Origin of the sequence: Herbaspirillum huttiense (assembly GCF_004367745.1) — a bacterium.
GTDB classification, from domain to species: domain Bacteria; phylum Pseudomonadota; class Gammaproteobacteria; order Burkholderiales; family Burkholderiaceae_D; genus Herbaspirillum; species Herbaspirillum huttiense.
The window spans coordinates 1703536-1727632 of the sequence record NZ_CP037993.1 but is presented as its reverse complement, the minus strand read 5'-3'; the positions used below and the strand labels follow the sequence as shown (position 1 = coordinate 1727632).

25 protein-coding genes are annotated in these 24097 nt (G+C 61.7%); 3 read left to right on the top strand and 22 right to left on the bottom strand.

Annotation, left to right across the window (positions count from 1 at the left end):
• Positions 1-8: 8 nt before the first annotated feature.
• The 3 genes from trpS to E2K99_RS07655 all read right to left on the bottom strand — a co-directional run bounded on the left by trpS (position 9) and on the right by E2K99_RS07655 (position 2283).
• Positions 9-1049, bottom strand: a complete 1041-nt coding sequence (gene trpS / locus E2K99_RS07665; protein ID WP_134221854.1) for a tryptophan--tRNA ligase — start codon at positions 1047-1049, stop codon at positions 9-11.
• 280 nt (positions 1050-1329) lie between these two features.
• Complete coding sequence (locus E2K99_RS07660) at positions 1330-1890, bottom strand: glycine zipper family protein (protein WP_134221853.1); 561 nt, start codon at positions 1888-1890, stop codon at positions 1330-1332.
• A 48-nt stretch (positions 1891-1938) separates the two neighbouring features.
• Positions 1939-2283, bottom strand: coding sequence for a hypothetical protein (locus E2K99_RS07655; protein WP_134221852.1), 345 nt, complete (start codon positions 2281-2283; stop codon positions 1939-1941).
• A 243-nt stretch (positions 2284-2526) separates the two neighbouring features.
• Here E2K99_RS07655 and E2K99_RS07650 point away from each other — a divergent pair, with 243 nt between their 5' ends.
• Together E2K99_RS07650 and E2K99_RS07645 are read left to right on the top strand one after the other, a co-directional pair.
• The gene (locus E2K99_RS07650; RefSeq protein WP_134221851.1) at positions 2527-4896 is read left to right on the top strand and encodes a glycoside hydrolase family 19 protein; all 2370 of its coding nucleotides are present in this window, start codon (positions 2527-2529) and stop codon (positions 4894-4896) included.
• A gap of 16 nt (positions 4897-4912) precedes the next feature.
• Positions 4913-5497 carry a hypothetical protein gene (locus E2K99_RS07645; RefSeq protein WP_134221850.1) on the top strand — a complete coding sequence of 195 codons (585 nt, stop codon included), beginning with the start codon at positions 4913-4915 and terminating at the stop codon, positions 5495-5497.
• A 127-nt stretch (positions 5498-5624) separates the two neighbouring features.
• On the opposite strand, the gene fumC is transcribed toward E2K99_RS07645, so the two are convergent.
• From fumC to rpsP, 8 genes are all read right to left on the bottom strand, one after another.
• Positions 5625-7013, bottom strand: coding sequence for a class II fumarate hydratase (gene fumC / locus E2K99_RS07640; RefSeq protein ID WP_121038592.1), 1389 nt, complete (start codon positions 7011-7013; stop codon positions 5625-5627).
• 222 nt (positions 7014-7235) lie between these two features.
• Positions 7236-7586, bottom strand: coding sequence for a DUF3579 domain-containing protein (locus tag E2K99_RS07635; protein ID WP_008327247.1), 351 nt, complete (start codon positions 7584-7586; stop codon positions 7236-7238).
• 305 nt (positions 7587-7891) lie between these two features.
• Entirely contained in the window at positions 7892-8851 is a 960-nt protein-coding gene (locus E2K99_RS07630) for a CobD/CbiB family protein (protein ID WP_134221849.1), read from the bottom strand.
• A gap of 163 nt (positions 8852-9014) precedes the next feature.
• Positions 9015-9686, bottom strand: coding sequence for a CoA pyrophosphatase (locus E2K99_RS07625; protein WP_134221848.1), 672 nt, complete (start codon positions 9684-9686; stop codon positions 9015-9017).
• Between the two features lie 107 nt (positions 9687-9793).
• Positions 9794-10177, bottom strand: a complete 384-nt coding sequence (gene rplS / locus E2K99_RS07620) for a 50S ribosomal protein L19 (protein WP_008327243.1) — start codon at positions 10175-10177, stop codon at positions 9794-9796.
• Positions 10178-10358: 181 nt separating this feature from the next.
• Entirely contained in the window at positions 10359-11114 is a 756-nt protein-coding gene (gene trmD, locus E2K99_RS07615; protein ID WP_134224055.1) for a tRNA (guanosine(37)-N1)-methyltransferase TrmD, read from the bottom strand.
• Between the two features lie 84 nt (positions 11115-11198).
• Positions 11199-11813, bottom strand: a complete 615-nt coding sequence (gene rimM / locus E2K99_RS07610; RefSeq protein WP_134221847.1) for a ribosome maturation factor RimM — start codon at positions 11811-11813, stop codon at positions 11199-11201.
• A 70-nt stretch (positions 11814-11883) separates the two neighbouring features.
• On the bottom strand, positions 11884-12138 hold the full coding sequence (gene rpsP / locus E2K99_RS07605; protein WP_008327198.1) for a 30S ribosomal protein S16: 255 nt from the start codon (positions 12136-12138) through the stop codon (positions 11884-11886).
• Positions 12139-12452: 314 nt separating this feature from the next.
• On the opposite strand from rpsP, the gene E2K99_RS07600 reads away from it, so the two are divergent.
• Positions 12453-12881 (top strand): TM2 domain-containing protein, encoded by a 429-nt coding sequence (locus E2K99_RS07600; protein ID WP_134221846.1) that lies wholly within the window; start codon positions 12453-12455, stop codon positions 12879-12881.
• A gap of 84 nt (positions 12882-12965) precedes the next feature.
• On the opposite strand, the gene E2K99_RS07595 is transcribed toward E2K99_RS07600, so the two are convergent.
• The 11 genes from E2K99_RS07595 to E2K99_RS07545 all read right to left on the bottom strand — a co-directional run bounded on the left by E2K99_RS07595 (position 12966) and on the right by E2K99_RS07545 (position 23859).
• A complete protein-coding gene (locus E2K99_RS07595; RefSeq protein WP_134221845.1) occupies positions 12966-14750 on the bottom strand; it encodes an acyl-CoA dehydrogenase in 1785 nt (594 codons plus the stop codon).
• Positions 14751-14845: 95 nt separating this feature from the next.
• The gene (locus E2K99_RS07590) at positions 14846-15775 is read right to left on the bottom strand and encodes an electron transfer flavoprotein subunit alpha/FixB family protein (RefSeq protein WP_134221844.1); all 930 of its coding nucleotides are present in this window, start codon (positions 15773-15775) and stop codon (positions 14846-14848) included.
• 2 nt (positions 15776-15777) lie between these two features.
• A complete protein-coding gene (locus E2K99_RS07585; RefSeq protein ID WP_034332360.1) occupies positions 15778-16533 on the bottom strand; it encodes an electron transfer flavoprotein subunit beta/FixA family protein in 756 nt (251 codons plus the stop codon).
• A 220-nt stretch (positions 16534-16753) separates the two neighbouring features.
• The gene (locus tag E2K99_RS07580; RefSeq protein ID WP_134221843.1) at positions 16754-17713 is read right to left on the bottom strand and encodes a 2-hydroxyacid dehydrogenase; all 960 of its coding nucleotides are present in this window, start codon (positions 17711-17713) and stop codon (positions 16754-16756) included.
• A gap of 22 nt (positions 17714-17735) precedes the next feature.
• On the bottom strand, positions 17736-18680 hold the full coding sequence (locus E2K99_RS07575; protein ID WP_134221842.1) for a sugar kinase: 945 nt from the start codon (positions 18678-18680) through the stop codon (positions 17736-17738).
• Between the two features lie 11 nt (positions 18681-18691).
• Positions 18692-19435, bottom strand: coding sequence for a sugar phosphate isomerase/epimerase family protein (locus E2K99_RS07570; protein WP_134134831.1), 744 nt, complete (start codon positions 19433-19435; stop codon positions 18692-18694).
• Positions 19432-20166, bottom strand: coding sequence for an amino acid ABC transporter ATP-binding protein (locus tag E2K99_RS07565; protein WP_134221841.1), 735 nt, complete (start codon positions 20164-20166; stop codon positions 19432-19434). Before E2K99_RS07565 ends, E2K99_RS07570 begins: the two co-directional genes overlap by 4 nt.
• Positions 20153-20803, bottom strand: a complete 651-nt coding sequence (locus E2K99_RS07560; protein ID WP_121038556.1) for an amino acid ABC transporter permease — start codon at positions 20801-20803, stop codon at positions 20153-20155. Before E2K99_RS07560 ends, E2K99_RS07565 begins: the two co-directional genes overlap by 14 nt.
• Complete coding sequence (locus E2K99_RS07555; protein ID WP_121038554.1) at positions 20803-21498, bottom strand: amino acid ABC transporter permease; 696 nt, start codon at positions 21496-21498, stop codon at positions 20803-20805. Before E2K99_RS07555 ends, E2K99_RS07560 begins: the two co-directional genes overlap by 1 nt.
• A gap of 126 nt (positions 21499-21624) precedes the next feature.
• Entirely contained in the window at positions 21625-22428 is an 804-nt protein-coding gene (locus E2K99_RS07550; protein ID WP_039787735.1) for a transporter substrate-binding domain-containing protein, read from the bottom strand.
• Between the two features lie 303 nt (positions 22429-22731).
• Entirely contained in the window at positions 22732-23859 is a 1128-nt protein-coding gene (locus E2K99_RS07545; RefSeq protein WP_134221840.1) for a LacI family DNA-binding transcriptional regulator, read from the bottom strand.
• Positions 23860-24097 lie beyond the last annotated feature (238 nt).

Below are 24097 nucleotides of genomic sequence, written 5' to 3'. Positions count from 1 at the left end.
GAGCCGGGTCATCCGAAGTAATTCAGGCCCAGGGCGGCATTGACTTCCGACATGGTCTGCGCGGCCACGGCGCTGGCGCGTTCGGTGCCGCGCTTCAAGATCGCCAGCACTTCGCCGCGATCCTTGGCGAATTCTTCGCGGCGGGTGCGGATGGGTTCCAGCAGCTCCTGCAGGATGCCTTCCAGACGGCGCTTGACCACGCTGTCGCCCAGGCCGCCGCGGGTGTAGTGGGCCTTCAGTTCGGCCACGGCATCGCGGTCGGGGTCGAAGGCATCCAGGAAGGTGAAGACCACATTGCCCTCGACCTGGCCCGGATCATCCACGCGCAGGTGGTTGGGGTCGGTGTACATGCGGTGCACGGCCTGCTTGATCTCGGCCGGGGTCGCGCCGAGGGCGATCGAGTTGCCCAGCGACTTGCTCATCTTGGCCTTGCCGTCGATGCCGGGCAGGCGGCCGGTTTCGGAGAGCACTTCCTTGCACTCGACCAGCACTTCGCGGTCCACGGTGGCGTTGAATTTGCGCACCAGTTCATTGGTCTGCTCGATCATGGGCAACTGATCGCTGCCCACCGGCACCAGTTGGCCCTTGAAGGCGGTGATGTCGGCAGCCTGGCTGACCGGATAAGTCAGGAAGCCGGCCGGGATGTCGCGCTCGAAGCCGCGCAGGCGGATCTCTTCCTTGATGGTGGGGTTGCGTTCCAGGCGCGAGACCGTCACCAGGTTCAGCAGCACCATCGACAGCTCGTAGAGCTCACGCACCTGGGACTGGATGAAGATGGTCGACTTCTCGGGATCGATGCCCACGGCCAGATAGTCCAGCGCCACTTCGAGCACGTTGTCGGTGACTTTCTGGTGGCGGCCGACGTTGTCGGTCATGGCCTGGGTATCGGCCAGCAGCAGGAACTGGCGCGAGGTTTCCTGCAGCGCCACGCGCGACTTGAGCGAGCCGATGTAGTGACCCAGGTGCAAGGGACCGGTAGGACGATCGCCGGTGAGGACGACGGGCAAGCTGCTGGTGGTGGGGGTGGAGCTCGTGGCGTTCGAAGACATGGTCATTCCTGATCGTTAATCTCTGGAATGCCGCCGGTCCCGAAGCTGAAGAAACAATGCCGCCGGAACCGGCGGCATCATGGTCACATGGTCAAGCTGTGTGAAAACGGGCCGCCTCGTTCAGGCGCGCCACCAATGCTGGGTTTTCGCAAGTTGATCTTTTCGGAAAAGCATGGCGGCGAGTATAGCACCGGCAGCGCGCCATGTTGCGTTGCATAAGAAAAAACCGCCTGCAAGGAGGCGGTTCAGGTACTTGGCTCGGCTTGGCTTGTGCGCGGGTTCAATACGCGCCCGGCGGCGGACCGTAATACACCGGCGGCGGGCCGTAATAACCCGGGGGCGGCGGCGGCGCGTAGTAGTAGCGCGGGTGGTAGGTATAGACGGTGGTGGTCTGCACTGGCTGCTGCACCTGGTTGCCCTTGCTGTACATGCACTGGGTATAGGTCATGTCGTAGCGCTGCTGCATCGAGTAATTGCCTCCGGCGGCCGCGTTGCTGCCGCCGGCACTGCCCACCAGCAGGCCACCGCCGGCACCGATGGCCGCGCCCGCACCGGCATTGCCCGAGGCCGCGCCGATGAGGGCACCGGCCACGGCACCCACGGCAGTGCCGACTGCGGCGCTGTTGGCGGCATTGTTCTGGGTCTGCGCAGCCTGGCCGCCGATGGCGTCCTGGGCGTATTGCTGGCATTGCTGCTGGTCGGCGCGGAACTGTTCGTAGGTCTTGTCCTTGCCGGGCATGGCCATCACCGACGGGCCGGTCGGCACGCTCACGCAGCCACCCAGCGCCAGCATGGCGCCGACGGCGGTCACGGTCGCGGCGGTCTTGTAGAGGGGTTTCACGATGTTTCCTTTATCGGGGATCGACGAATTACGTAGCTTGGGCAAGGCTTATTGCGGCGGCGTACTGCCCGGCACGCCCGGCGTATTGGGCACGACCTTCATCCAGGGGCTGGGGCAGTTCTGGACGTAGGGATAGTAGGACTTGGACTCGGCGCAGTAGTACCAGTAGTCCTGGCGCTGCGGCTCCACGTAGACCGGTGCGGGGGCCCGCTCCACGTAGACCGGCGGCGGGTAATACACCGGCGGCGGATAGTAAACCGGGGGCGGCACCCACACTGGTCCACCGATCACCACGCCACCATAGAAGCGCCCGTGCGCATAGGCCGAAGCGCTGGCGATCAGACCGGCTACCGCCAGCACGCCACAGACGCCAATTGCCGCTAGTTTTTTCATGTTGTTGCCCTCGGGGGTGTCTCAGAATAGTTGGACTGCTTGACATGCTTGCCGGATGGCATCAAGGCCGCGTTCCCCACGCAGCCGTATCAGCCTGTAATCCTTGCCTGGTGCGGCTTGCAGACGCATCTGGCGCAGGAAAGCAATATACGCCGGGGCTGCGGTGAAATCTTGAGATGTTTCAATTCGTAACCCTAATCAACAGAGATATACACGGGGTTGAAAAGGCTTTGCAAGTTCGGAATGGCCAAAGCCAAACCATGCAGGAGAGCTTGTCGTCGTTTTTCCGCTTCCTCTGCCTCGCTGCCATCACTATGGCTTCCACCAGATCGAAAAAATTCCGTTCCCACGGCTTTCTTCGTCTTCGACGAGCCGGGACTGACGTTTTGCCTTCTAGTATCGCAAATTCGGCTCGTCCGCTTCGTGGTGTCCCATGATGATGTGAGCCGCCAACTGCAGCATGTGGCACGCGCCTGCCTCCCCTGCCGCCGTCACCTCAGCGTCACTCACTTCAACACCATGATCATCACCTATCCTATTGAACTGCCGTATGTCGCCGGCAACGAGCAACGCGTCGTGCCTGACACCCTTTTCAACAACAGCGGAATCCTCAGCGGTCCCTACCTGATTGGCAAGAACCGATTCTGGCACGGCGGCCTCCATATCCATCCCATCGACAGAAATGCGCCGATACGGGCAATTGCAGACGGTGAGTTGGTCGCCTATCGGTACGATGCGAATGACACCTCAGATGCGTTTTTTAATCAATCGACCTATTCGCGGAGTTTTGTGCTGTTAAAGCATGAAGCGGAACTCGGCCAAACAGTACTGGGAACGAGCAGCTTGGTCTTTTATTCCCTCTATATGCATTTACGTGCATTCCAAGAACTCAAAACGGGCCAACTTCCTGGTCTGAATTTCATCCGGAAAATCATCCCGGCCCGGCCGCTGGTAAAAGACGGCCAGCCCGTGTTCGACAAGAAGAAACGCCCGGTCATCGAACCAGCGCGCGAAGAGGTCATCGAGCCAACCGCGAATGGCGCAGTCATTTCCGGCATCGGCTCGGCACGCGTCCGCAGAGGCGACATCCTTGGTTATTGCGGGAGCATTCCCGACAACCTGACCACGCCATCCAAAGGCTTCCACTTTGAAATTTTCTTTGGCGACAACGCATTCCTCAAGAACGTGAACAAGACTATATGGGGAAAATGTCTTCTCACGCAGGCGCAATCCGTTCGGAATGACTTGCTGACCGAACAGATGCTCGCCGTAGATACCTCCATTCCTCTTGAAGTCGCGCCGCATCAGCCGGAGGGGGGGTATTACAAAATAAGGGTGAAAAGTGACCACTATTGGGTCAGCGAAGATCAGATCGCGGAGGAAATGGTCGAATCATCGTCTTTGCACCAAAAAGGCAAAAAACGTATCGTAAAGCAGTTCCTCCCCAAAACCGACAGCCTGATCGCGTTCGCCAACACCCCCCTTAAAAACGAGCACATCTTGCCGGCCGGAACGGTGGTGGTGCCATGGATGGCTCCATGGCTGAAGGATGAAGAGTTTATCAAGCGGGAGTATCGAGGAACATTCTGGATCCCGCTTTATGTGCCAGACAAGGACAGGCTGTACTGGACTAAAGCGGATGACATCAAGTTCACCAGTGACGCAGACTGGGCGGGCTTCCAGGCCTTTGCAGAGACAGCCGCTCAAAACAGTTTGGACGGCGTAATTGATGATGAAGGTCTACTAGCTCTGACAAAACCATCGACATCAGAAACTGATTCGTCGGTTGGCATCAATAGGATCGCTGGCAAAAACGAAGAAAAAATCAGCGGCCTGATCGCCAGTCATCCGACAGAATGGAGCAAGACGGACATTCCGGTTCGATTCCAGCGGGTAACCACAGATGAGTTCGGCGCTCAAAAACTCAACATGGATCAGTTTGCCGCGCTGACGAAGCACATCGAGCGCATTGCCTTCTGGGAAGATGTGGCGGGTCTTCCTGATTCCAAACGTGTCTGGCATGCACATCCCCTGCGATTTATCGAACAACTCGCAAAATGCATGTGGCTGAGCGAAGCTGAACTTGTGCGGATCATGCCCAATACCGATCAGGAGACCGTCAAGACACATCGCATCAATCTCAACAAAACGATGCTGCAATGGGGCGTAACAGATCGTCTGGAGCAGGCGCATTACCTGGCGCAAGGCGTTCACGAATCAGAGGGGATGCGGCTAATGACGGAACTCCCGTCAAAGTATGCCAGCAGCGCCTCCCGCTACAAGGGCAGAGGCTTTGTTCAAATCACATCTGAAACCAATTACAAGGCGTTCAACCTTTATCTGAATCGATACATCAGGACAGTCGATGTCGTCAGTGCCCCCGAGATTCTGAGTTCCGACTCTTACCTTTCGTTTGCGGCCTCGTGCTGGTACTGGCGCACCAACGACGTAAGGCGATCTGCCAGAAAAGGCGAGTCGGAGGCAGTGGTTGACGAGGTGGGAAGAGTGATCAATCGCGGCCCCGGACGGAGAGATCTGCCTGAGTATCCGCCACTTAGCAGAGAGGATCGGCTGGACAAATTCCGCTTGATCAGCAAATTGCTACTGAAGTGAGAAAAAAATGAAAAGGATGACATTCTCCATTTTTCTCGCTTTTTTCGTGCCCTGCGCTACTGTCGCCACAGACATCGAAAAGAAGAAGATAGCTCTCGTCAAGACGGTCCCCGCAAGCGGACGCGTCAAAAAGGCGAACATCAAGATCGGAGCAATACTTCGGGAAATCACTCTTCCCCCGCCAGGAGCCCATCGACCTTCTTTCTCCATGGCGCAAACCAGCTGGGGGGATGTTCAGATCCTTGCATTGACGCTGGATGCGCGTGGAAGAATCCCTTCCATCGCTTACTACGGCATTACCAAGACAAGCATCTGCTTCCTCGGAAATCACGCACCCCTCATGCTGGATACGCAAACCCGGCTTCTGGTCGAAGTCCTCTACGACAGCGCCAGCAAACAGATCATCAATCGCTACACCTACCAAGAATGCGAGATACGTCTGCATGATCAACTCATCGATCAGGCGATTGACACGCAATCCGCTGATAACATCAGACGGTCCGTAACGCGGGTGACTACCGATGCAGCACAACAACCCACGTGCGAATACGAAATCCGGCAAGGCAAGCCGGTCGGTGACGATGCGTGCTTTGGCTTTTGAATCAGCAAGCACCGTCGCATGGAAGCAAGACCTGAAAGAAAACGGCCTTTTTCAAGGCCGTTTATGGTCGCAGTCCTGGATAACTTAAAGCCTCCAACGCTCCTGCAACCAACTAACCATCTCACGCTCAACCCGGCCGCGTCATCTGCTCAGGCTTGATCCACTCGGCAAACTGTTCTTCCGTCACATAACCGAGCGCCAGCGCCGCCTGCTTCAGGGTGGTGCCGTCGTGATGCGCCTGCTTGGCGATCTTGGCAGCCTTGTCGTAACCGATGTGCGGGGCCAGGGCCGTCACCAGCATGAGCGACTTTTCCATCAGCTCGCCGATGCGGCTGTGGTTGGCTTCGATGCCGCGCGCGCAGTGCTCCTCGAAGCTGGCCATGCCGTCGCCCAGCAAACGAACGCTCTGCAGGAAGTTGTGAATGATCACCGGCTTGAACACGTTCAGCTCGAAGTTGCCGCTGGCGCCGCCAATGTTGAGCGCCACATCATTGCCGAACACCTGTGCGCACAGCATGGTCATGGCTTCGCATTGGGTCGGATTGACCTTGCCCGGCATGATGGAACTGCCCGGCTCATTCTCGGGAATGGTGATCTCGCCCAGCCCCGAACGCGGGCCGGAAGCCAGCCAGCGCACATCGTTGGCGATCTTCATCATGGCTGCCGCCAGGGTCTTGAGTCCGCCGTGCGCGGCCACCAGGGCATCGTGCCCGGCCAGCGCGGCAAACTTGTTGGGCGCGGTCTTGAAGGGGAAACCGAAATACTTGGCCAGCTCGGCCGCCACACGCTCGCCGAATTCGGGATGCGCGTTCAGACCAGTGCCGACCGCCGTGCCGCCAGCGGCCAGCTCGGAGATGGCATTGAGCGTGGCGATGATGGCCGACTCGGCATGATCCAGCTGGGCTACGTAGCCCGAGAACTCCTGGCCCAGCGTCAGCGGCGTGGCGTCCTGCAGGTGGGTGCGGCCGATCTTGACGATGTCGGCAAACTGCGCGGACTTGTCCGCCAGCGTGGCGCGCAGGGTGTGCAGCGAGGGAATCAGGTGCGTGGCCACCGCCATGCAGGCCGCCACGTGCATGGCGGTCGGGAAGATGTCGTTGGAGGACTGGCCGCGGTTGACGTCGTCGTTCGGGTGGATCAGGCGATCCTCGCCGCGCACGCCGCCCAGCAGTTCGGAGGCGCGGTTGGCCAGCACCTCGTTCATGTTCATGTTGCTCTGGGTGCCGGAACCGGTCTGCCAGACCGACAGCGGAAACTCCAGCGGATGCTTGCCGGCGATGACCTCATCGGCCGCCGCGATGATGGCGTCAGCCTTCTTGCCGTCCAGCTTGCCCAGGTCGCGGTTGACGGCGGCGCAGGCACGCTTGACGGCGGCCAGCGCCACGATCAGCTCGGCCGGCATGCGCTCGGTGGAAATGTGGAAGTGGTGCAGCGAACGTTCGGTCTGCGCGCCCCACAGGCGATCGGCAGGGACTTCGATCAGGCCAAAGGTATCGCGCTCCATGCGGTGGTTCATGATGCTGGTTCTCCGTGATGAGAGGGCCGCAGGCGGCCCGATGATCCCGTGAGACTCTGGCGCAAGCTGAAGGCTGAGTCACCGACGAGACCGGCAATGTGACATCTAGTGTAACGGCTGGCAGGACCGCCCGCAGGAAGCGGCGGCATGAAGCTGGCGAGGGTACGGCAATGCGGCAGGCAGACCGGGACGGCGGATTGCCGCAGCGGTCGTGGCGAGGAATCAGCCGGCCTTGTTGTCCTTGGGCGGATCCGGCAGCACACAGGCCTCGACCACTTGCAGGTCGTTGTCCTTGGCGAAGTTGACCACGAAGTGATAGGCCAGCGGCTCCAGCTCGCGCAGGGCTTCGTTGACCACCACCGAGCGCACGCCATCGATGTGGGTGGGCAGCACGTAGGGAGAATATTTCAGGTGTGCATTGCGACCGCCACTGCCTTCGGGACGGAAGCACGACATCACGCCGCACAGGCGCTCCGCCCAGTCGCTGGGGCGGAACTGCCGGCCATCCGAGGTCTTGCCCAGGATGATGAATTCTTTGGCCGGTGCGTTTGCGGGTTTGATGGGATCAGCCATACATGCATTCTTCTAAAGCGCTTGCAACCGAATGCCCTTGTCCTGGTGGGACCGGAGCCCTGGAGTCCGCGGTGCCTCGGCGATCCACTGCCTGGGTGCCTGCGGAAGTAAGTATTATATCTTATAGAAGACTTGGCTTCTACCGGTCTCCCCCGGCTACTGCGTGCCGCTCATGGTCTGCGGGCAAGGTATGCTCCCTGCACGTGGCGGCCTTCTGAAGTGAAGTCGGAAGTATACCGGGTTGGCGAGAATCGCGTTCCCAAAAACAAAGCGGGCCTGAGCCCGCTTCTTCAAGGACCAGTCGCCTAGCCCATCCACACCGCCACCGACAGCAGCAGCAACAGGAACATCCACAGCAGCAAGGCGCGCCAGACCAGGCCTACGGTGCTCTGCAGGGTGCGTGGCGAGGGGGTGTCGCCGGGCAGGCCGTCGGTTTCTTCCGGCATGGAATCGACCGTGGCCGCATCGGCCGGCAGGATGATGCCGGCAGCCGCTTCCTTCTCGGTACCGAAACGCACGCCCATGGCCCCGCCACCGGCCGCCAGGATGATGCCGGCGGCTTCGTCGTCCCAGCGGCTGGCGAAGTTGCGCCAGGCGTAGATGGCATCCTCGAAGTTGCCGACCACGGCGAAGGCGGCGGCCGTCAGGCGTGCCGGAATCCAGTCGATCCAGTAGAAGGCCTGGGCGGCAAAGCGGCCGAAAGCTTCATATTTCATGTGATCCGGCTCGTTCCAGGCGCGCGAGAGATATTCGGCGACTCGGTACATCACCGCCAGCGCCGGACCGACCGGCATCAGGAACCAGAAGAACACGCCAAACACGTGGCGATGCGTGGTGATGAGCGCGCGCTCGGAGGCGATGCGCGAAATTTCGCTCACATCCATCGCCGTGGTGTCCAGCTTGGTCCACTCGGCCAGCAGAGTGCGGGCGGTCATTTCGTCGCCCGTGTTCAGGGCCAGCTGGATGGAAGTGAAGTAATGGCTGTAATGGCGGAAGCCCAGGGTCATGTAGACCACCAGCACGTTCCAGGCAAAGGCCGCCACCAGGCTCACATGCAGCAGCAGCCAGTAGATCAGCGCCACCGGCACCGTCAGGGCGCCCACCATCACCACCCAGCCCAGGCGGCCATGATGAGCGTGCCCGGCGTTGAACCAGCCTTCAATGGTGGCCGCGAAAGACTTGATCGACGCGTATACCGGATTGTCTGCGCGCAGTGGTTTGAGTTGTTCGATTAACAGCGCAAAGAGAATGGAAAGAAATGTCATCAAGCTGCCTTAGGTGTCTCTGTAGCCCGTACGATAGCGCAGTGCAAGAGGGGAATCAAACAATTGATTCGTTGATCACAATCAAAAGCGCGATGTCACGGATTTTTACTTATTTGAACATTAAAAGCGACATTGCGTAGCTGCGAGGCGACAAATCCTGTCGCTAGCTGCGCAGGAAGTGGAACAGGTTGCGCAGCATGCCCGCAGTCGCGCCCCAGATGAAGTAACGGTCATAGGGCATGGTGTAGAAACTGCGCCGGCCTACCGGTGCCGGCAGCTCGACGGAACGGCGCTGATGGTTCAGGCCATCCATGAGGAAAGCCAGCGGCACTTCGAAGATCTCGGCCACTTCGCGCGGATCGCCCACGGCCTCGAACGGCGGCTGTATCAGTCCGGCCACGGGCGTGACCCGATAGCCGGTGCCGGTGAAGTAATCGGGCAACGAACCGATGACTTCGATGTGCTGGCGCGCCAGGCCGATTTCTTCTTCGGTCTCGCGCAGGGCGGTCTCGATGGCCGAGCCGTCATAGTCTTCGCGGCGGCCACCGGGGAAACTGATCTGTCCTGCGTGGTCCTTCAGGTCAGCTGTACGCTGCGTGAAGAGCACCGTCATCCCCTCCTCGCGCAGCACGATCGGGATCAGCACCGAGGCCAGCCGGAAGCGTCCCTTGGACTCGGCCAGGCGCGCCATCTGGTCGCCGCTGTGCTCGGGCTCCCAGCGCGGCGGGTCGGCGAAGCGCTGGCGCAGCCAGTCGGCATTCAGGCGCGCGGCCTCCAGCGCAGTTTCGCCGGCGACGGCATCTACAGGCAGATTGACGGGATCGAAACTGGCCACGTTGTGCTCGCTTGATCGTGAGGTTGTCAGGACTTCAATCGGGTATCAGAAACGAAAAAGGGGCGTCGCGAGACACCCCTTTTCCTGACGCATCAACAGGCGACCGATTACTCGGCAGCAGCAGCCTTTGCCGCACGGCTGGGCAGCTTTTCCTTGATACGTGCCGACTTGCCCGAACGTTCGCGCAGGTAGTACAGCTTGGCACGACGCACGTCACCACGACGCTTGACTTCGATCGAGGCGATCAGCGGCGAGTACAGCTGGAAGGTACGCTCAACGCCTTCGCCCGAAGAAATCTTGCGGACGATGAAGTTGGAGTTCAGGCCACGGTTACGGCGGGCGATAACGACGCCTTCGTAAGCCTGAGCGCGCTTGCGTGTACCTTCAACCACGTTCACGTTGACAATCACGGTGTCGCCGGGGGCGAAGTCGGGAATGTTCTTGGCGAGACGCGCGATCTCTTCTTGCTCGAGTTGCTGGATCAGATCCATTTTTTGCTCCTGTAACCATCTTGCCGGCGCCATTGCCACGAGGGCGGATTGTAAAGCCCGGTAGAGGATGGGGTTTCAAACACGGTGACATCGGCCACCGCACGGTGCAGGTCCGTTGCCGGGCCTGCGGTACTGCATTTGCTGCTAAAACTTCACTCGGGCGATCTGCTCGCGTACAGGCCTACTGCTGCGACAAACTGCCCAGAAACTTTTCATCGGCCTTGCTCAGCAAGCCCTGCTCGCGGGCCCTGACGATGAGGTCGGGACGCTTGCTCTGCGTGGCTTCCAGTGCCCGCTGCCGGCGCCATTTCTGGATCTCGGCATGGTGCCCGCCCAGGAGGATGGACGGCACCGGTTCACCTTCATAGACTTCAGGACGCGTGTAATGGGGCGAGTCCAGCAATCCGTTGACGAAACTGTCTTCCACTGCCGAGGCGCTGTCGTTGAGCGCACCCGGCAAGAGCCGGATCACTGCATCCATCAGCGCCATCGCCGGCAATTCACCGCCGGAGAGGACGAAGTCCCCGATGCTGATTTCCTCGTCCACGCACCTGTCGAGCAGACGCTGGTCAATTGCTTCATAGCGTCCGCACAGCAGCACCGCCCCGCTGTCCTGCGACAGCCGCACCACGCGCTCATGCGTCAACGGTGCGCCCTGCGGTGAAAGATAGATCACACGCGGCCGGGCCAGGCCCAGCGCTTGCTGCCGCTGCTGCGCCGCCTCGATGGCAGCCTGCAGCGGCTTGGCCAGCATCACCATGCCGGGGCCGCCGCCATAGGGGCGGTCATCCACGGTGCGGTGATTGTCAGTGGTGAATTCACGCGGATTCCACAACTGCAAGCCCCAGCGCTGCTGCTCCAGCGCCCGGCGGGTAATGCCGGACTGCGTCAGCGCGGCGAACATCTCGGGAAACAGAGTGACGACATCAAACTGCATCACGCCTCCATTTCCTGGGTTCTTTTGAATCGTTTGAATCTGCTCACATCAGCGAGCCGGAAAAGAAAAAACTGACCTTGAAGGTCAGTAATCCTTGTCCCAGTCGACGATGATCTTTTTTTCGCTCTGCTGCACCGTCTTGACGAACTGGTCGACAAACGGAATCAGCAGTTCGGGTGCCGCTGCGGATTTCTCCTTGGCACCCTTCTTCGGCTTTGCGTCGGCAGCGAGTTGCGGCTCGGGCGCAGTTTCCTGCGCCGGGGCCTTCACCACCAGGATGGGATGGGCGCCGTTGTCCATCATGTCGGACACCACGCCCAAGGCTTCACCCTGGAGATTTTCCACTGCCGAGCCGATCAGATCGACCCAGTAGAATTCATTGTCATCCAGCGCCGGGAAGTGCTTGCGGGAGATGGAGACCACCGTTCCCTTCATCGCTTCGGCCGCATTGCGGTCCGCTACCCCGGTCAGGCGCGCAACGACATCACCGCTGTGCCCCTTGGACTGCATGACATCGACATCCTGCTTGGGCTGGCCGGATTTCTCCAGCCACCAGGTCTTGGCATTCAACAAGGCATCTGCCTCGGAAGAATAAGGACGCACGCGAATCCAGCCCTGGATTCCGTAGGCTCCGGTCACATGGCCGACGGTCACGAGATCGTCGGGTGCGGAGAACCCCGCTTGGGCTTGATCAGTCATGAGTACACCAGACCTGTTCTTCATCCATGCGCCAGCAGAACCAGCGCGGAATCAGACAGGAAAACCTGTATTAAGCAGCAGCCTTGGAACCGGCTTCAGCGACCAGGCGAGCAACGGTCGGCGACAGTTGTGCGCCAACGCCTTGCCAGTGAGCCAGACGGTCAGCAGCGATACGCACGGTTTCTTCCTTGCCGGAAGCGACCGGGTTGTAGAAGCCGATGCGCTCGATGAAACGGCCATCGCGACGATTGCGCGAGTCGGTTGCAACGATGTTGTAGAAGGGGCGCTTCTTGGCGCCGCCACGAGCTAAACGAATAACGACCATAATGGTTCCAGTAAGAATACGGACACGGAAAAGCCGCAGATTATAACGGACTTCCGCACACCCGGGCAAGCTGCTTGGTGCTTTTGTGCCATAGACCAACGCACAACGCCCTGCAAACTCCCCAAAACACGGCAAAAGTGATGTCTTTTGGCATCACTTTTGCCCCTCCTTCGGCCAGGACTACCGCATCGCAGCTTGTCCTGACGGAAATCGCCCTGCGCCAGGGGCTCGGCTATACTGCTGCCAGACCTGACCACAACACGGCCGCCAGCGTCATCTCTGGCGGCTTACAACAGAATAAAGAGACGCGCAGCATGCCCTTGCCTTCCGCACCCCGCCACAAGAACAAGACCCTGACGACTTTCCTGGCCACCGCTTTCGGCAGCATCGGCCTGCACCGTTTCTATCTCCACGGCGGCCGTGACCGCTTCGGCTGGCTGCACATCCTGGCCATTCCCTTGTCGCTGGCCTTGATGGCGGCGCAGCCGGACGCACCTAAACTCTTCACCGGACTGCCCTTCGTGCTGTCGGCGCTGATTGCCTGCCTGGAAGCGCTGGTACTGGGCCTCACGCCGGACGACAAGTGGGATGCGCGCTACAACGCCGGCAGCGGCAAGAGTTCTGACTCGCACTGGGTCCTGGCGCTGATCCTGGTCCTGACGGTGGGATTGGGGGCCATGGGCGTGATCGCCCTGCTGGCGCGCAGCTTCGACCTGCTCTTCACTGGCGGGGCCTTCGGCTGAGCTGCTGCCCTGCCCTCACGATCCCAATAAACAAGCCCGGAACATCGTCACTGCGATGTTCCGGGCTTTTGTTTGAAGCCGGGATCAGAACTGCTCTTCAGCCAGTGCCATCACCGCTGCACCGCCATCGACGATGGCCGTGCGATAGGCCAGCGCCTGCGGCAGGATCTGCTCGGCATAGAAACGCGCGGTCGCCAGCTTGGCTTCGTAGAACTTGCCGTCGCCTTCGCCGGACTTGAGCTTGCCCGCTGCGATGGCCGCTGCACGCGCCATCTGCCAGCCACCCAGCACCACGCCGGCCATCTTCAGATACGGGACGCTGCCCGCGAAGACCGCCTTGATATCGCTCTTGACGTTGGCCACCACATACCCGACCACCTGTTCCAGCGCATCGGCCGCTTCGGCCAGGCGCGCCGCGATGGGCTGCAGTTGCGCATCGCCCTGCAGTTCGGCCACGGTCTGGCGCACCTGGGCGATGATGCCCTTGGCAACAGCACCGCCGTCACGCACGGTCTTGCGGCCCACCAGGTCATTGGCCTGGATGGCGGTCGTGCCTTCGTAGATCGGCAGGATGCGCGCATCGCGGTAATGCTGGGCCGCACCGGTTTCCTCGATGAAGCCCATGCCGCCATGCACCTGCACGCCGGTGGAGGTCACATCGATGGACATCTCGGTGATCCAGCCCTTGACGATGGGCACCAGGTATTCGTAGAAGGCCTGGTTGGATTTGCGGGTAGCGTCATCATCACTGAAGTGCGCCGCATCCGAGGTGGCCGCGGCCACATAGGACAAGGCCCGCGCCGCCTCGATCTGGGCGCGCATGGACATCAGCATGCGGCGCACATCGGGCTGGTGGATGATGGCCACCGGCCCGGGCGAGCCGGCCAGGTCGCGCGACTGGATGCGGTCGCGGGCATAGGACACGGCCTTCTGATAGGCACGTTCCGACACCGACAGCCCCTGAATGCCCACGGCGAAGCGCGCCGCATTCATCATGATGAACATGTATTCCAGACCGCGATTCTCTTCTCCGACCAGGGTGCCGACGGCGCCGCCATGGTCGCCGAACTGCAGCACGGCGGTCGGGCTGGCCTTGATGCCCAGCTTGTGTTCGATGGAGACGCAGTGCACGTCATTGCGCGCGCCCAGCGACCCGTCGGCGTTGACCAGGAACTTGGGCACGATGAACAGCGAGATGCCCTTCACGCCTTCGGGCGCATTGGGCGTGCGGGCCAGCACCAGATGGACGATGTTCTCGGCCATGTCGTGCTCGCCATAGGTGATGAAGATCTTGGTCCCGAAGAGCTTGTAGGTCCCGTCGCCCTCCGGCACGGCGCGGGTACGCACCAGTGCCAGGTCGGAGCCGGCCTGCGGCTCGGTCAGATTCATGGTGCCGGTCCACTTGCCGGAGATGAAGTTGGCGATGAAGGTTTCCTTCTGCTGCTGGGTGCCGGCCGTCATCAGCGCTTCGATGGTGCCATCGGTCAACAGCGGGCACAGCGCGAAGGAGAGATTGGCCGAGTTCAGCATCTCGATGCAGGGCGTGGCCAGCAGCTTGGGCAGGCCTTGTCCGCCGAACTCCACGGGATGCTGCACGCCTTGCCAGCCGGCTTCACCAAACTGGCGGAAGGCTTCCTTGAATCCGGGGCTGGTGGTGACCTTGCCGTCGGCCCAGCTGCTGGGGGCCTTGTCGGCAGAATGGTTCAGCGGGGCGATCACTTCACTGCAGAAACGGGCGTTTTCTTCGAGAATGGCCTCGACCGTTTCCGGCGTGGCGTCCTCGCAGCCCGGCAGCGCATTCACGGCTGCCAGACCTGCCAGTTCGTTCATGACGAACAACATATCCTTCACGGGCGCGGTGTAACTCATCTCCAACCTCCAATGCGGAACGCTCTGCCGGCGTTCCTTGCTTGCACGAAAACACCCCGGCCGGAGCCGGGGCGAATACTACGGTTCAGGACAGATCAGCCAAGCTGCTTGACCAGCTCGGGGACGACCTCGAAGAGGTCACCCACCAGGCCGTAATCGGCCACCGAGAAGATCGGCGCTTCCTCGTCCTTGTTGATGGCGACGATGACCTTGGAGTCCTTCATGCCGGCCAGGTGCTGGATCGCGCCGGAGATACCGACGGCGATGTAGAGCTGGGGCGCGACGATCTTGCCGGTCTGGCCGACCTGCCAGTCGTTGGGCACATAGCCTGCGTCGACAGCGGCGCGGGAGGCGCCCATGGCGGCGTTGAGCTTGTCGGCCAGCGGCTCCAGGATCTTGAAGCTTTCCGCCGAACCCATGCCACGGCCACCGGAGACGATGATCTTGGCAGCGGTCAGTTCCGGACGATCCGACTTGGCCACTTCACGGCCCACGAAGCTGGACTTGCCCGAATCGGCCACGGCCGGGATGCTTTCCACGGTCGCCGAACCACCCTGCGCGGCCGGATCGAAACCGGTGGTGCGCACGGTGATGACCTTGATCGGGTCGATCGACTGCACGGTGGCAATGGCGTTGCCGGCGTAGATGGGACGTTCGAAGGTATCGGCCGACTCCACCTTGGTGATGTCGGAAATCTGGCCCACGTCCAGCTTGGCGGCCACGCGCGGCAGGATGTTCTTGCCGTAAGCGGTGGCGGGGGCCAGGATGTGGCTGTAATCCTTGGCGATGGCCAGGACTTGCTCGGCCACGTTCTCAGCCAGGCCGTCGGCGAATTGCGGGGCATCGGCCAGCAGTACCTTGGCCACGCCTGCCACTTGTGCGGCAGCATCTGCAGCGGCCTTGGCATTGGCGCCGGCCACCAGGACGTGGACATCGCCACCGGCTTGCGCTGCGGCGGTGATGGTGTTGAGGGTGCTGCCCTTGAGGCTGGCGTTGTCGTGTTCAGCAATAACGAGTGCGGTCATGATCAGATCACCTTGGCTTCATTTTTCAGTTTGGCGACCAGGGTCGCGACATCCGGCACCTTCACGCCGGCGCTGCGCTTGGCAGGCTCGGTGACCTTCAGGGTCTTCACGCGCGGGGCCACGTCCACGCCCAGCTCGTCGGGCTTGACGGTATCGAGCTGCTTCTTCTTGGCCTTCATGATGTTGGGCAGCGTGACGTAACGCGGCTCGTTCAGGCGCAGGTCGGTGGTGATGATGGCCGGCAGGGTCAGGGCCAGCGTTTCCAGGCCGCCGTCCACTTCACGGGTCACGGTGACCTTGCCCTCTTCCAGCACGACCTTGGAGGCGAAGGTGGCTTGCGGCCAGCCCAGCAGCGCCGCCAGCATCTGGCCGGTCTGGTTGCAGTCGTCGTCGATGGCCTGCTTGCCCAGGATGATCAGCTGCGGCTGCTCCTTCTCGGCCAGGGCTTTGAGGATCTTGGCCACGGCCAGCGGTTGCAGTTCGACATCGGCCGCCACTTCGGCCAGGATGCCGCGATCGGCACCAATGGCCATGGCGGTGCGCAGGGTTTCCTGGCACTGGGTCACGCCGGCGGAGACGGCGATCACTTCGGTGACCTTGCCGCCTTCTTTCAGGCGCACGGCTTCTTCCACCGCGATTTCGTCAAACGGGTTCATCGACATCTTGACGTTGGCGATATCGACGCCGCTGCCGTCGCTCTTGACGCGCACCTTGACGTTGTAATCCACGACGCGCTTGACTGGTACTAATACTTTCATCGCATGGCCCTTGCAAAAAGGAATTGACGTAAACGTAAACTTCCGCAGGATTATAAAAGCAAAACGGGGTGCCTACCGGTTTTTAGCACGATCGTTCTTTTTAATGTTCGCAGCATACACCAAAGATTCACGTGAGCGGAAGAGGAAATGAAGAGAAGCTGAAAAAAACTTCATGCAGCGGAATTGAAGCGCGGCCTGCCCGCAGGCAACACCGCGCTGTTCAGACCGCCAGGTGGGGGACCGGTTCGCCGCGCAGGCCGGCCAGCAGGTTGGAGACGGCCAGCTCGGCCATGGCCAGCCGGGTTTCATGGGTGGCCGAACCGATGTGGGGCAAGGCCACCACGTTGGGGAGTTGCAGCAGGGGCGATTCGGCGGGCAGCGGCTCGACTTCGAACACATCCAGGCCGGCCCCGTAAATGGTCTTGTCCTGCAGGGCCGCAATCAGCGCCGCCTCATCGACGATGCGCCCGCGCGAGGCATTGATGAAGATGGCGCTACGCTTCATGAGCGCGAATTCGCGTGCACCGATCAGGCGTTCGGTATCGGCATTCAGGGGCAGCATGACGCAGACGAAGTCCGCCTGGGCCAGCAACTCATCCTGGCTGACGTAGCGCGCATCGAGTTCGCGCTCGGCCTCGGGATCGGGGCGGCGGTTGTGATACAGGATGGGCATGCCGAAACCATGATGCGCCCGCCGCGCCACCGCAGAGCCGATGCGGCCCATGCCGATCAGGCCCAGCGTCTTGCCGTGCACGTTCACGCCGAACTGGGCCTCGCCGATGCTGCCCTTCCAGCGTCCGGCCTTGACGTATTCGGCCAGTTCCACCACGCGGCGCGCGGTGGAGAGGATCAGGGCAAAGATGGTATCGGCAGTGGCTTCGGTGAGCACACCGGGCGTATGCGCCAGCATCAGCCCGCGCCGGCGGAAATAATCCAGGTCGAAATTGTCCACGCCCACCGAGATGGTGGAGGCGATCCTGAGTTGCGGCGCGCCCCCCAGCATGTCGTTGGTGATCGGCAGGCTTGCGCCGATCATGCCGTGGGCAGTCTTCAGTCCCGCGAGGAAATCGGCGCGGTTGTCTTGCGTAATACGGTCGAAGAGCGTTACGTCGCATTCCGCCTGCAGGCGCTGCAGCAGATGTTCCGGCAATTTTTTGTAGACGACTACGTGCGGTTTCATGGCGGTTCCTGTGAGCGTCGAATCAGGCCGAGGCCGCCTCCAGCTCGGCCCGGGTGGGCAAGCCTTCCATGTCGCCCACCACCTGGATGGCGAACGCTCCGATGCGGTTGCCGCGCATGACGGCCTCGGGTACCGGCAAGCCTTCCAGCATGCCGCTGATGACACCCACTGCGAAGCCATCCCCGGCGCCCACGGTATCGACCACTTCCTTCACCGGCACGCCAGCCACCCTGCCCTCGCCTTCACTGTTGCGCCAGTAAGCGCCTTCGGCGCCCAGCTTGATGACCACCATCTTCACACCGCGCTCCAGGTAGAAGCCGGCAATGGCGTGCGGATCTTCATATCCGGTCAGAAGCGTCCCTTCCGACAATCCCGGCAGCACCCAGTCCGCCTTGAAGGCCAGCGCATTCAACTGCTGCGCCATGACCTCGCGCGAGGGCCACAGCATCGGCCGGAGATTGGGATCGAAGGAAATCGTCTTGCCCTGCGTGCGCATGAACTCCATGGCGTGATGGGCAAAGGCCATCGTCGTGGGCGACAAGGCCGGCGCGATGCCGGTGGCGTGCAGGTGCCGCGCCGCGCCGAAATACGCCGGATCGAAATCCTCCAGCGACAGATGGCTGGCCGCCGATCCCTTGCGGTAATACTCGATGGCGGGGTCTGCCCCATCCACCGCCTTGGCCTTCAGCTGGATGGCCGTGCGGAATTCCATGTCGGTCAGCACGCGGCTGACGTCCACCCCTTCCTGCGCCACCCGCTTGCGGATGAAGCGGCCGAAGGCATCATTACCCACCCGGCTGGCCCAGCCCACCTTCAAGCCCAGGCGCGCCAGGCCGATGGCCACATTGGTCTCGGCACCGGCCAGGCGGCGCGTGTATTTTTCCACTTCTTCAAACGGGCCGACTTCATCGGCCACCAGCAAGGCCAGGGCTTCGCCCCAGGTCACCACATCCAGTTGCATCGTCATTGTGCTTGTCCTCAGACGGCCGCCAGCATCGCCACGTGGCGGCGCGTCGTTTCTTCCAGATCCGTGCCCACCAGCGGGAATTCGATGGCCCGCAGGATGCCCGTGGGGAAATGCGCCAGCATGGCCGGCCAGTGCGTATCCTGCGCCTGCAGCGGCACGGCCTTGAGCTTGCCCTTGTCTTCCTGCACGCCCTTGCAGTGCACGTAGCGCACATGCGGTGCCAGCGAACGCGCGGCGGTCTCGGGATCGACGCCCTGCCAGTGCCAGTTGCCCATGTCGAAGGTCATGCCGAAGGCATAGCCATTGCCGGTGCACAGCGCCAGGAAGCTGACGATGGGCTCCAGCCGTCCGCCCTGCGGGGTCTGGTCGTTCTCCAGCAGCACTTCGATGGGGGAATGCGAGAGGAAGCGCAGCAATGATTGCAGATCACTGGCGACAGAGAAATGGCCGAGCGATACCTTCAGGAAACGTGCACCGATCTCCTCGGCCTCGTTCATCGCCTGCCCGATCTGCTCGCGATCAAATCGCCCGTCGGCACGGAACAATTCCAACGGCGCGGAATACACCGAGAACAGCTTGTGCTGCTCCAACAGCGCACGCAAGGCTGGCAGATCCTGCGGGCCATCGAAGAGCTCACGCCGTATTTCAAGGCCAGCCGCCCCGGCCGCCGCCACCATCGGGACCAGGTCGGCATGGCCGACCCGCCGCACCAGGTCCGCCCCATAGGCCGAGGCGGCGACCAGGACCGGACTCACTTGAGCGCCCCTGCACCGATGAACTGCCTGGCTTCCGGCGTCTGCGGATCGGCGAAGAATTCCTTCGAGGGACGCGCTTCCCACACCTTGCCCTGGTGCATGAAGACGGTGAGGTCCGCCACGCGGCGCGCGAACTCCATCTCGTGCGTCACCAGCAGCATGGTCATGCCGCCGCGTGCCAGCTCTTCCATGACCTTCAGCACTTCGGCGGTCAGTTCCGGGTCCAGCGCCGAGGTCACTTCATCGAACAGCATCACCTGCGGCTCCATGGCCAGCGAGCGGGCAATGGCCACGCGTTGCTGCTGGCCGCCGGAGAGCTGCTCGGGATAGGCGTCACGCTTGTGGTCCAGGCCGACCTGCTTCAAGACCTTGATGGCGGTCTCGCGGGCAGTGTCGGTGGCGGTCTTCTTGACGATGCGGGGTGACAGCATGATGTTCTCCTCCACGGTCAGGTGCGGAAAGAGATTGTAATGCTGGAACACCATGCCCACATCCTTGCGCAATTCGATGAGGTGTTCGTGCTTGTTGGTGAGCTTGTGGCCGGCCACGGTGATGCTGCCGCCGTCGATGGTCTCGAGCCCGTTGATGCAGCGGAGCATGGTGCTCTTGCCGGAGCCCGAACGGCCGATGATGGCCACCACCTGGCCGCGCTCGACCGACAACGAAATGCCGTTCAACACCTGGTTGCTGCCGAAGCGCTTGGTGATGTTGTCAATCTCAACGATGGGCATGGTATTTCCTCTCCAGGGCAAAAGCGAAACGGGACAGCGGATAACAGAAAACGAAGTAGATACCGGCCACGATGGGGAAGACCAGGAAAGGCTGGAAGGTCGCATTGCTGACCAGCTTGCCGGCCTGCGCCAGTTCCACCAGGCCGATGATGGAGGCGATCGAGGTGTTCTTGACGATCTGCACCAGGAAGCCCACGGTCGGTGGCAGCGAAATACGCACCGCCTGCGGCAGGATCACGTAGCGCAGCTGCTGCCAGCGCGTCATGGCCAGGGCGGTGGAGGCTTCCCACTGCGGCACCGGCACGGCCTCGATGCAGCCACGCCAGATCTCGCCCAGATAGGCGCTGGAATAGATCGTCATGGCGATGGTGGCGGCCACCATGGGCGGGAGCTTGTAGCCGAAGATCGCCAGTCCGTAGAAGGACAGGAACAGGATGATCAGCACCGGCGTGCCCTGGATGATCTGTATATACACCGCCGAGAGCAGCCGCAGCGGGGCCAGGTGCGAGGTACGCATCAGGGCCACGATGAAGCCGGCGATGCCGCCGCCGATGAAGGCCAATGCCGAGAGCAGCAGCGTCCAGCGTGCCGCCTCCAGCAGGAACATGAAATTATCGAAGGAAAATTCAGCGAGCATCACATCCTCCTCGGACGAGCCACGCCCAGGCGGCGACGGCGTTTGAAGACCACCAGTCCGATCAGCCAGAAGGCCAGGCGGAACAGCAATGCCAGCAGGATGTAGAGCACCATCACCACCAGGTAGATCTCGAAGCTGCGGAAGGTCTCGGCATCGAGCAGGTTGGCCGTGGCCGTCAGCTCCTCAGCCGAGATGGCCGAGACGATGCTGGAGGCCAGCATCATCAGCGTGAACTGGCTGGCCAGTGCCGGATAGACTTTTTCCAGCGCGGGTGTGAGCACCACATGCCGGATCACCTGCCCGCGCGTCATGGCCAGCGCCTGCGCCGCTTCGATCTGCGAGGGGTGGATGGCCATCATGCCGGCCCGCACGATCTCGGTGGAGTAGGCCCCGAGATTGACCGTCATGGCCACCAGCGCGGCGATGTTGGCATTGACCTGTACGCCGATGGAAGGCAGGCCGAAGAAGATGATGAACAGCTGTACCAGGAACGGCGTACTGCGGATCAGCTCCACGTAGGAGGTAACCGCCAGCCGCGCCGGTGCGCTGCCATGAATGGAAATGATGGCGCCGAAAATGCCGACGGCCAAACCGCAGATCATCGACAGCGCGCTCAGCCGTATGGTGAGCAGTGCGCCGACCAGCAACTGATCCAGGTGCTGGAAGATGAACGCGAACTGAAAATCGTAATGCATCGTGTGCTCCTCCGACAAACCCGCGCCGTCCGTTCATCCCCTGAACGGCGCGTGATCTGTTCTTCTCAGGCTGCGCAGTTCATGGCTGCGCAGCCGCTTCTGCAAGACAGATTCCGCAGGACGGAATCAGAACACCGGCAGGTTGGGCAGCGGGCCGGCCCACTTGCGCGAGATGGCATCGAGTTCGCCGTTGAGCTTGACGTAGTAGATGAAGTTGTTGAGCCACTGCTGCAGCTCATACGAGCCCTTGCGCACGGTCATCGAATTGGGTTGCACCGAGTACGGGAACTTGACTTCGATCTTGCCCTGGCCACGGCTCTTGACGATTTCATTGGCCATGGTGTTGGGAATGGAGATGGCATCGACCTGGTTCGACAGCAGCGCCTGGGTCACCGTCGAGTCATCCTCGAAACGCACCAGCACCGTGCCCGGAGGCGCCAGGCGGGTCAGTGCGGTGTCGTTGGTGGAGCCGCGCGAGACGCCCACTTTCTTCTTCACCAGATCGTCCAGCTTCTTGTAGTTGCTGCCCACCGGGCCGACGATGGACAGCTCGAAGCCGCTGTAGGGAATCGTGAACAGCACCGACTTGGCACGCTCAGGCGTGGGCGCCAAGGTGGCGGCCAGCATGTCGACCTTGCCCGATTCCAGCGCCGGGATACGGGCCGGCGGTACCAGCGGCACGATCTCCACCGGCAGGCCGAGATACTTGCCGATCAGGTTGGCCACATCGACGTCATAACCGATGGGCACGCCCTTGGCATCGACCGAACCGAAGGGCGGTGTGCCGCTGACCACACCGATGGTGATCTTGCCCTTCTTGGTCAGCTCGGCGATGCTCTGCGCGCTGGCGCTGGCGGCGCTGGCCACTGCGCAGGCGGCAGCCAGCGTCAGTGCGACGAATTTTGCGTTGAAAATGTTCTTGATGCTCATCCTGGTCTCCTGATCAATCAATGCCGTGTGGACGGCAGTCCGTTGAGTGCGACAGGCACCGAATCCCGCTGCCCGCTGGTGCGCGGCCGCAGGGACTCGCTTGCCCCTCTTTGTTGCTGCCTGCTTGTGCTTCCCGCTTGCAGGTCTGTGATGCGGCCGGAAGGCCGTAATACGGTTGCGTAATGCTGAAATACGGGCGCCACCTTTACTGAACAGCTCTGCAGTCCTGTTTCAAGGTCTTACCAATAGTGCGCAGTGCGACGGTCAAAAACCTGCACCTTGGGACCGGTTCCAGCGCTGGGTTTAACTGCCGCTTGTGTGCGCCAGCGGCGCGGGCCGGAGCTTGCTCACGATGCCGCTCACCAGCGCACGCTGCGGATGGCCGTCCACACTGGCGGTCGAACCGCGGCAGACGAGGCGGGGATCGAGCAGCATTTCCATGCGCACCGAGCGCTCGCCGTGGATGCGGACCAGCAAGCGTTCGATGGCCGTAAAGCCGATGTCATAGGTCGGTTGTTCGATGGTGCTGATGCCGCTGCCCACCAGCGGCGACCATGCCAGTTCATCGAAACACAGCAGGCCCACGTCGTCCGGAAAGCGCAGCGACATGCTCTGCAAGGCCAGCGCGATCTGCAGCGAGACCATGCCGTTGCCGGCCAGCAGAGCCACTCGGCCCGTGCTGCCGGCGGCCGCCCGGCGCAGAAAATATTCGCGCACGACCGTGGCCACATGGCCGGGCTGGTCCACATCCACTTCCAGCGTCTCGCCATGGCAATCGGGACGTTGCGCCATCGCCTGCAAAAATCCCGCCTGCCGCCCCTGCCGCGAACTCACGCCGAACAGCGGCTGCACCACCAGTGCGATATCCGTATAGCCCTGCGCCAGCAGGTGATGCGTGGCCAGTTGCGCGGCCTTGACGTTGTCGAGGCCGACCAGGTCGAAGTCGCAGCCTTCCACGTGCCGGTCCAGCAGCACCACCGGAAAGGCCGCCTGCCCCAGTTCGCGCAACGGCGTCACGTTGCGGCCCTGGGTGTTGAACAGCAGGCCTTCCACGCTGTAGGAATGCAGGGCGGCCAGCGACTGCTTCTCGCGCGCCTCGTCATTGCCGGTGTTGCACAGCATGAGCGTGTAGCCATGCTTCTGGCAGGCCGCTTCCGCACCATGCAGCACGGCCACCGAATAGGGATTGAGGATGTCCGCCACCAGCATGCCAATGAGCCGCGTACGGCCACCCTTGAGCCCGCGCGCCATCTGGCTGGGCTGATAGCCCAGGCGCGCGATGGTCTTGCCGATCTGGTCGCGCAGCGGTGCCGAGAGCGCGTCGAATTCGCCGCCCAGGTAACGCGATACGCTGGTCTTGGACACCCCGGCCTCCCGCGCAACCTGCGCGATGGTGACCCGGTCGGTGCCGGTCTTGGTGTGTTGTCTCACTATTGCCCGCCAAATCGTTGAACTGCGTCGGTTGATTTGTCTACAGGCTCCGGGCTGCTCATTTATATGAATCTTTTGGAACCGGTTCCAAGATAGCAGCGGGATCCGGGCGGGTCAAACTTATTTCAGATGAAAAATTTGAGCAGATGCCATGAACGGCGCGCTCACGTTCTCGCACGGCAATATGAATGGATCAGCGCATGAGACGGGGGTTCTCGGGCGATTGCTTCATTCCCGC

Excerpts from the sequence above, each read along its gene's own strand:
- rpsP (WP_008327198.1), bottom strand. The coding sequence starts at position 12,138 with ATGGTCGTTATTCGTTTAGCTCGTGGCGGCGCCAAGAAGCGCCCCTTC.
- E2K99_RS07650 (WP_134221851.1), top strand. The coding sequence starts at position 2,527 with ATGGCCAAAGCCAAACCATGCAGGAGAGCTTGTCGTCGTTTTTCCGCT.
- E2K99_RS07565 (WP_134221841.1), bottom strand. The coding sequence starts at position 20,166 with ATGCCCATCGTTGAGATTGACAACATCACCAAGCGCTTCGGCAGCAAC.
- E2K99_RS07635 (WP_008327247.1), bottom strand. The coding sequence starts at position 7,586 with ATGGCTGATCCCATCAAACCCGCAAACGCACCGGCCAAAGAATTCATC.
- E2K99_RS07630 (WP_134221849.1), bottom strand. The coding sequence starts at position 8,851 with ATGACATTTCTTTCCATTCTCTTTGCGCTGTTAATCGAACAACTCAAA.
- E2K99_RS07595 (WP_134221845.1), bottom strand. The coding sequence starts at position 14,750 with ATGAGTTACACCGCGCCCGTGAAGGATATGTTGTTCGTCATGAACGAA.
- trpS (WP_134221854.1), bottom strand. The coding sequence starts at position 1,049 with ATGTCTTCGAACGCCACGAGCTCCACCCCCACCACCAGCAGCTTGCCC.
- rimM (WP_134221847.1), bottom strand. The coding sequence starts at position 11,813 with ATGACTGATCAAGCCCAAGCGGGGTTCTCCGCACCCGACGATCTCGTG.
- E2K99_RS07560 (WP_121038556.1), bottom strand. The coding sequence starts at position 20,803 with ATGCTCGCTGAATTTTCCTTCGATAATTTCATGTTCCTGCTGGAGGCG.
- E2K99_RS07555 (WP_121038554.1), bottom strand. The coding sequence starts at position 21,498 with ATGCATTACGATTTTCAGTTCGCGTTCATCTTCCAGCACCTGGATCAG.
- E2K99_RS07600 (WP_134221846.1), top strand. The coding sequence starts at position 12,453 with ATGCCCTTGCCTTCCGCACCCCGCCACAAGAACAAGACCCTGACGACT.
- fumC (WP_121038592.1), bottom strand. The coding sequence starts at position 7,013 with ATGAACCACCGCATGGAGCGCGATACCTTTGGCCTGATCGAAGTCCCT.
- E2K99_RS07590 (WP_134221844.1), bottom strand. The coding sequence starts at position 15,775 with ATGACCGCACTCGTTATTGCTGAACACGACAACGCCAGCCTCAAGGGC.
- trmD (WP_134224055.1), bottom strand. The coding sequence starts at position 11,114 with ATGCAGTTTGATGTCGTCACTCTGTTTCCCGAGATGTTCGCCGCGCTG.
- E2K99_RS07550 (WP_039787735.1), bottom strand. The coding sequence starts at position 22,428 with ATGAGCATCAAGAACATTTTCAACGCAAAATTCGTCGCACTGACGCTG.
- rplS (WP_008327243.1), bottom strand. The coding sequence starts at position 10,177 with ATGGATCTGATCCAGCAACTCGAGCAAGAAGAGATCGCGCGTCTCGCC.
- E2K99_RS07580 (WP_134221843.1), bottom strand. The coding sequence starts at position 17,713 with ATGAAACCGCACGTAGTCGTCTACAAAAAATTGCCGGAACATCTGCTG.
- E2K99_RS07655 (WP_134221852.1), bottom strand. The coding sequence starts at position 2,283 with ATGAAAAAACTAGCGGCAATTGGCGTCTGTGGCGTGCTGGCGGTAGCC.
- E2K99_RS07645 (WP_134221850.1), top strand. The coding sequence starts at position 4,913 with ATGACATTCTCCATTTTTCTCGCTTTTTTCGTGCCCTGCGCTACTGTC.
- E2K99_RS07585 (WP_034332360.1), bottom strand. The coding sequence starts at position 16,533 with ATGAAAGTATTAGTACCAGTCAAGCGCGTCGTGGATTACAACGTCAAG.
- E2K99_RS07575 (WP_134221842.1), bottom strand. The coding sequence starts at position 18,680 with ATGACGATGCAACTGGATGTGGTGACCTGGGGCGAAGCCCTGGCCTTG.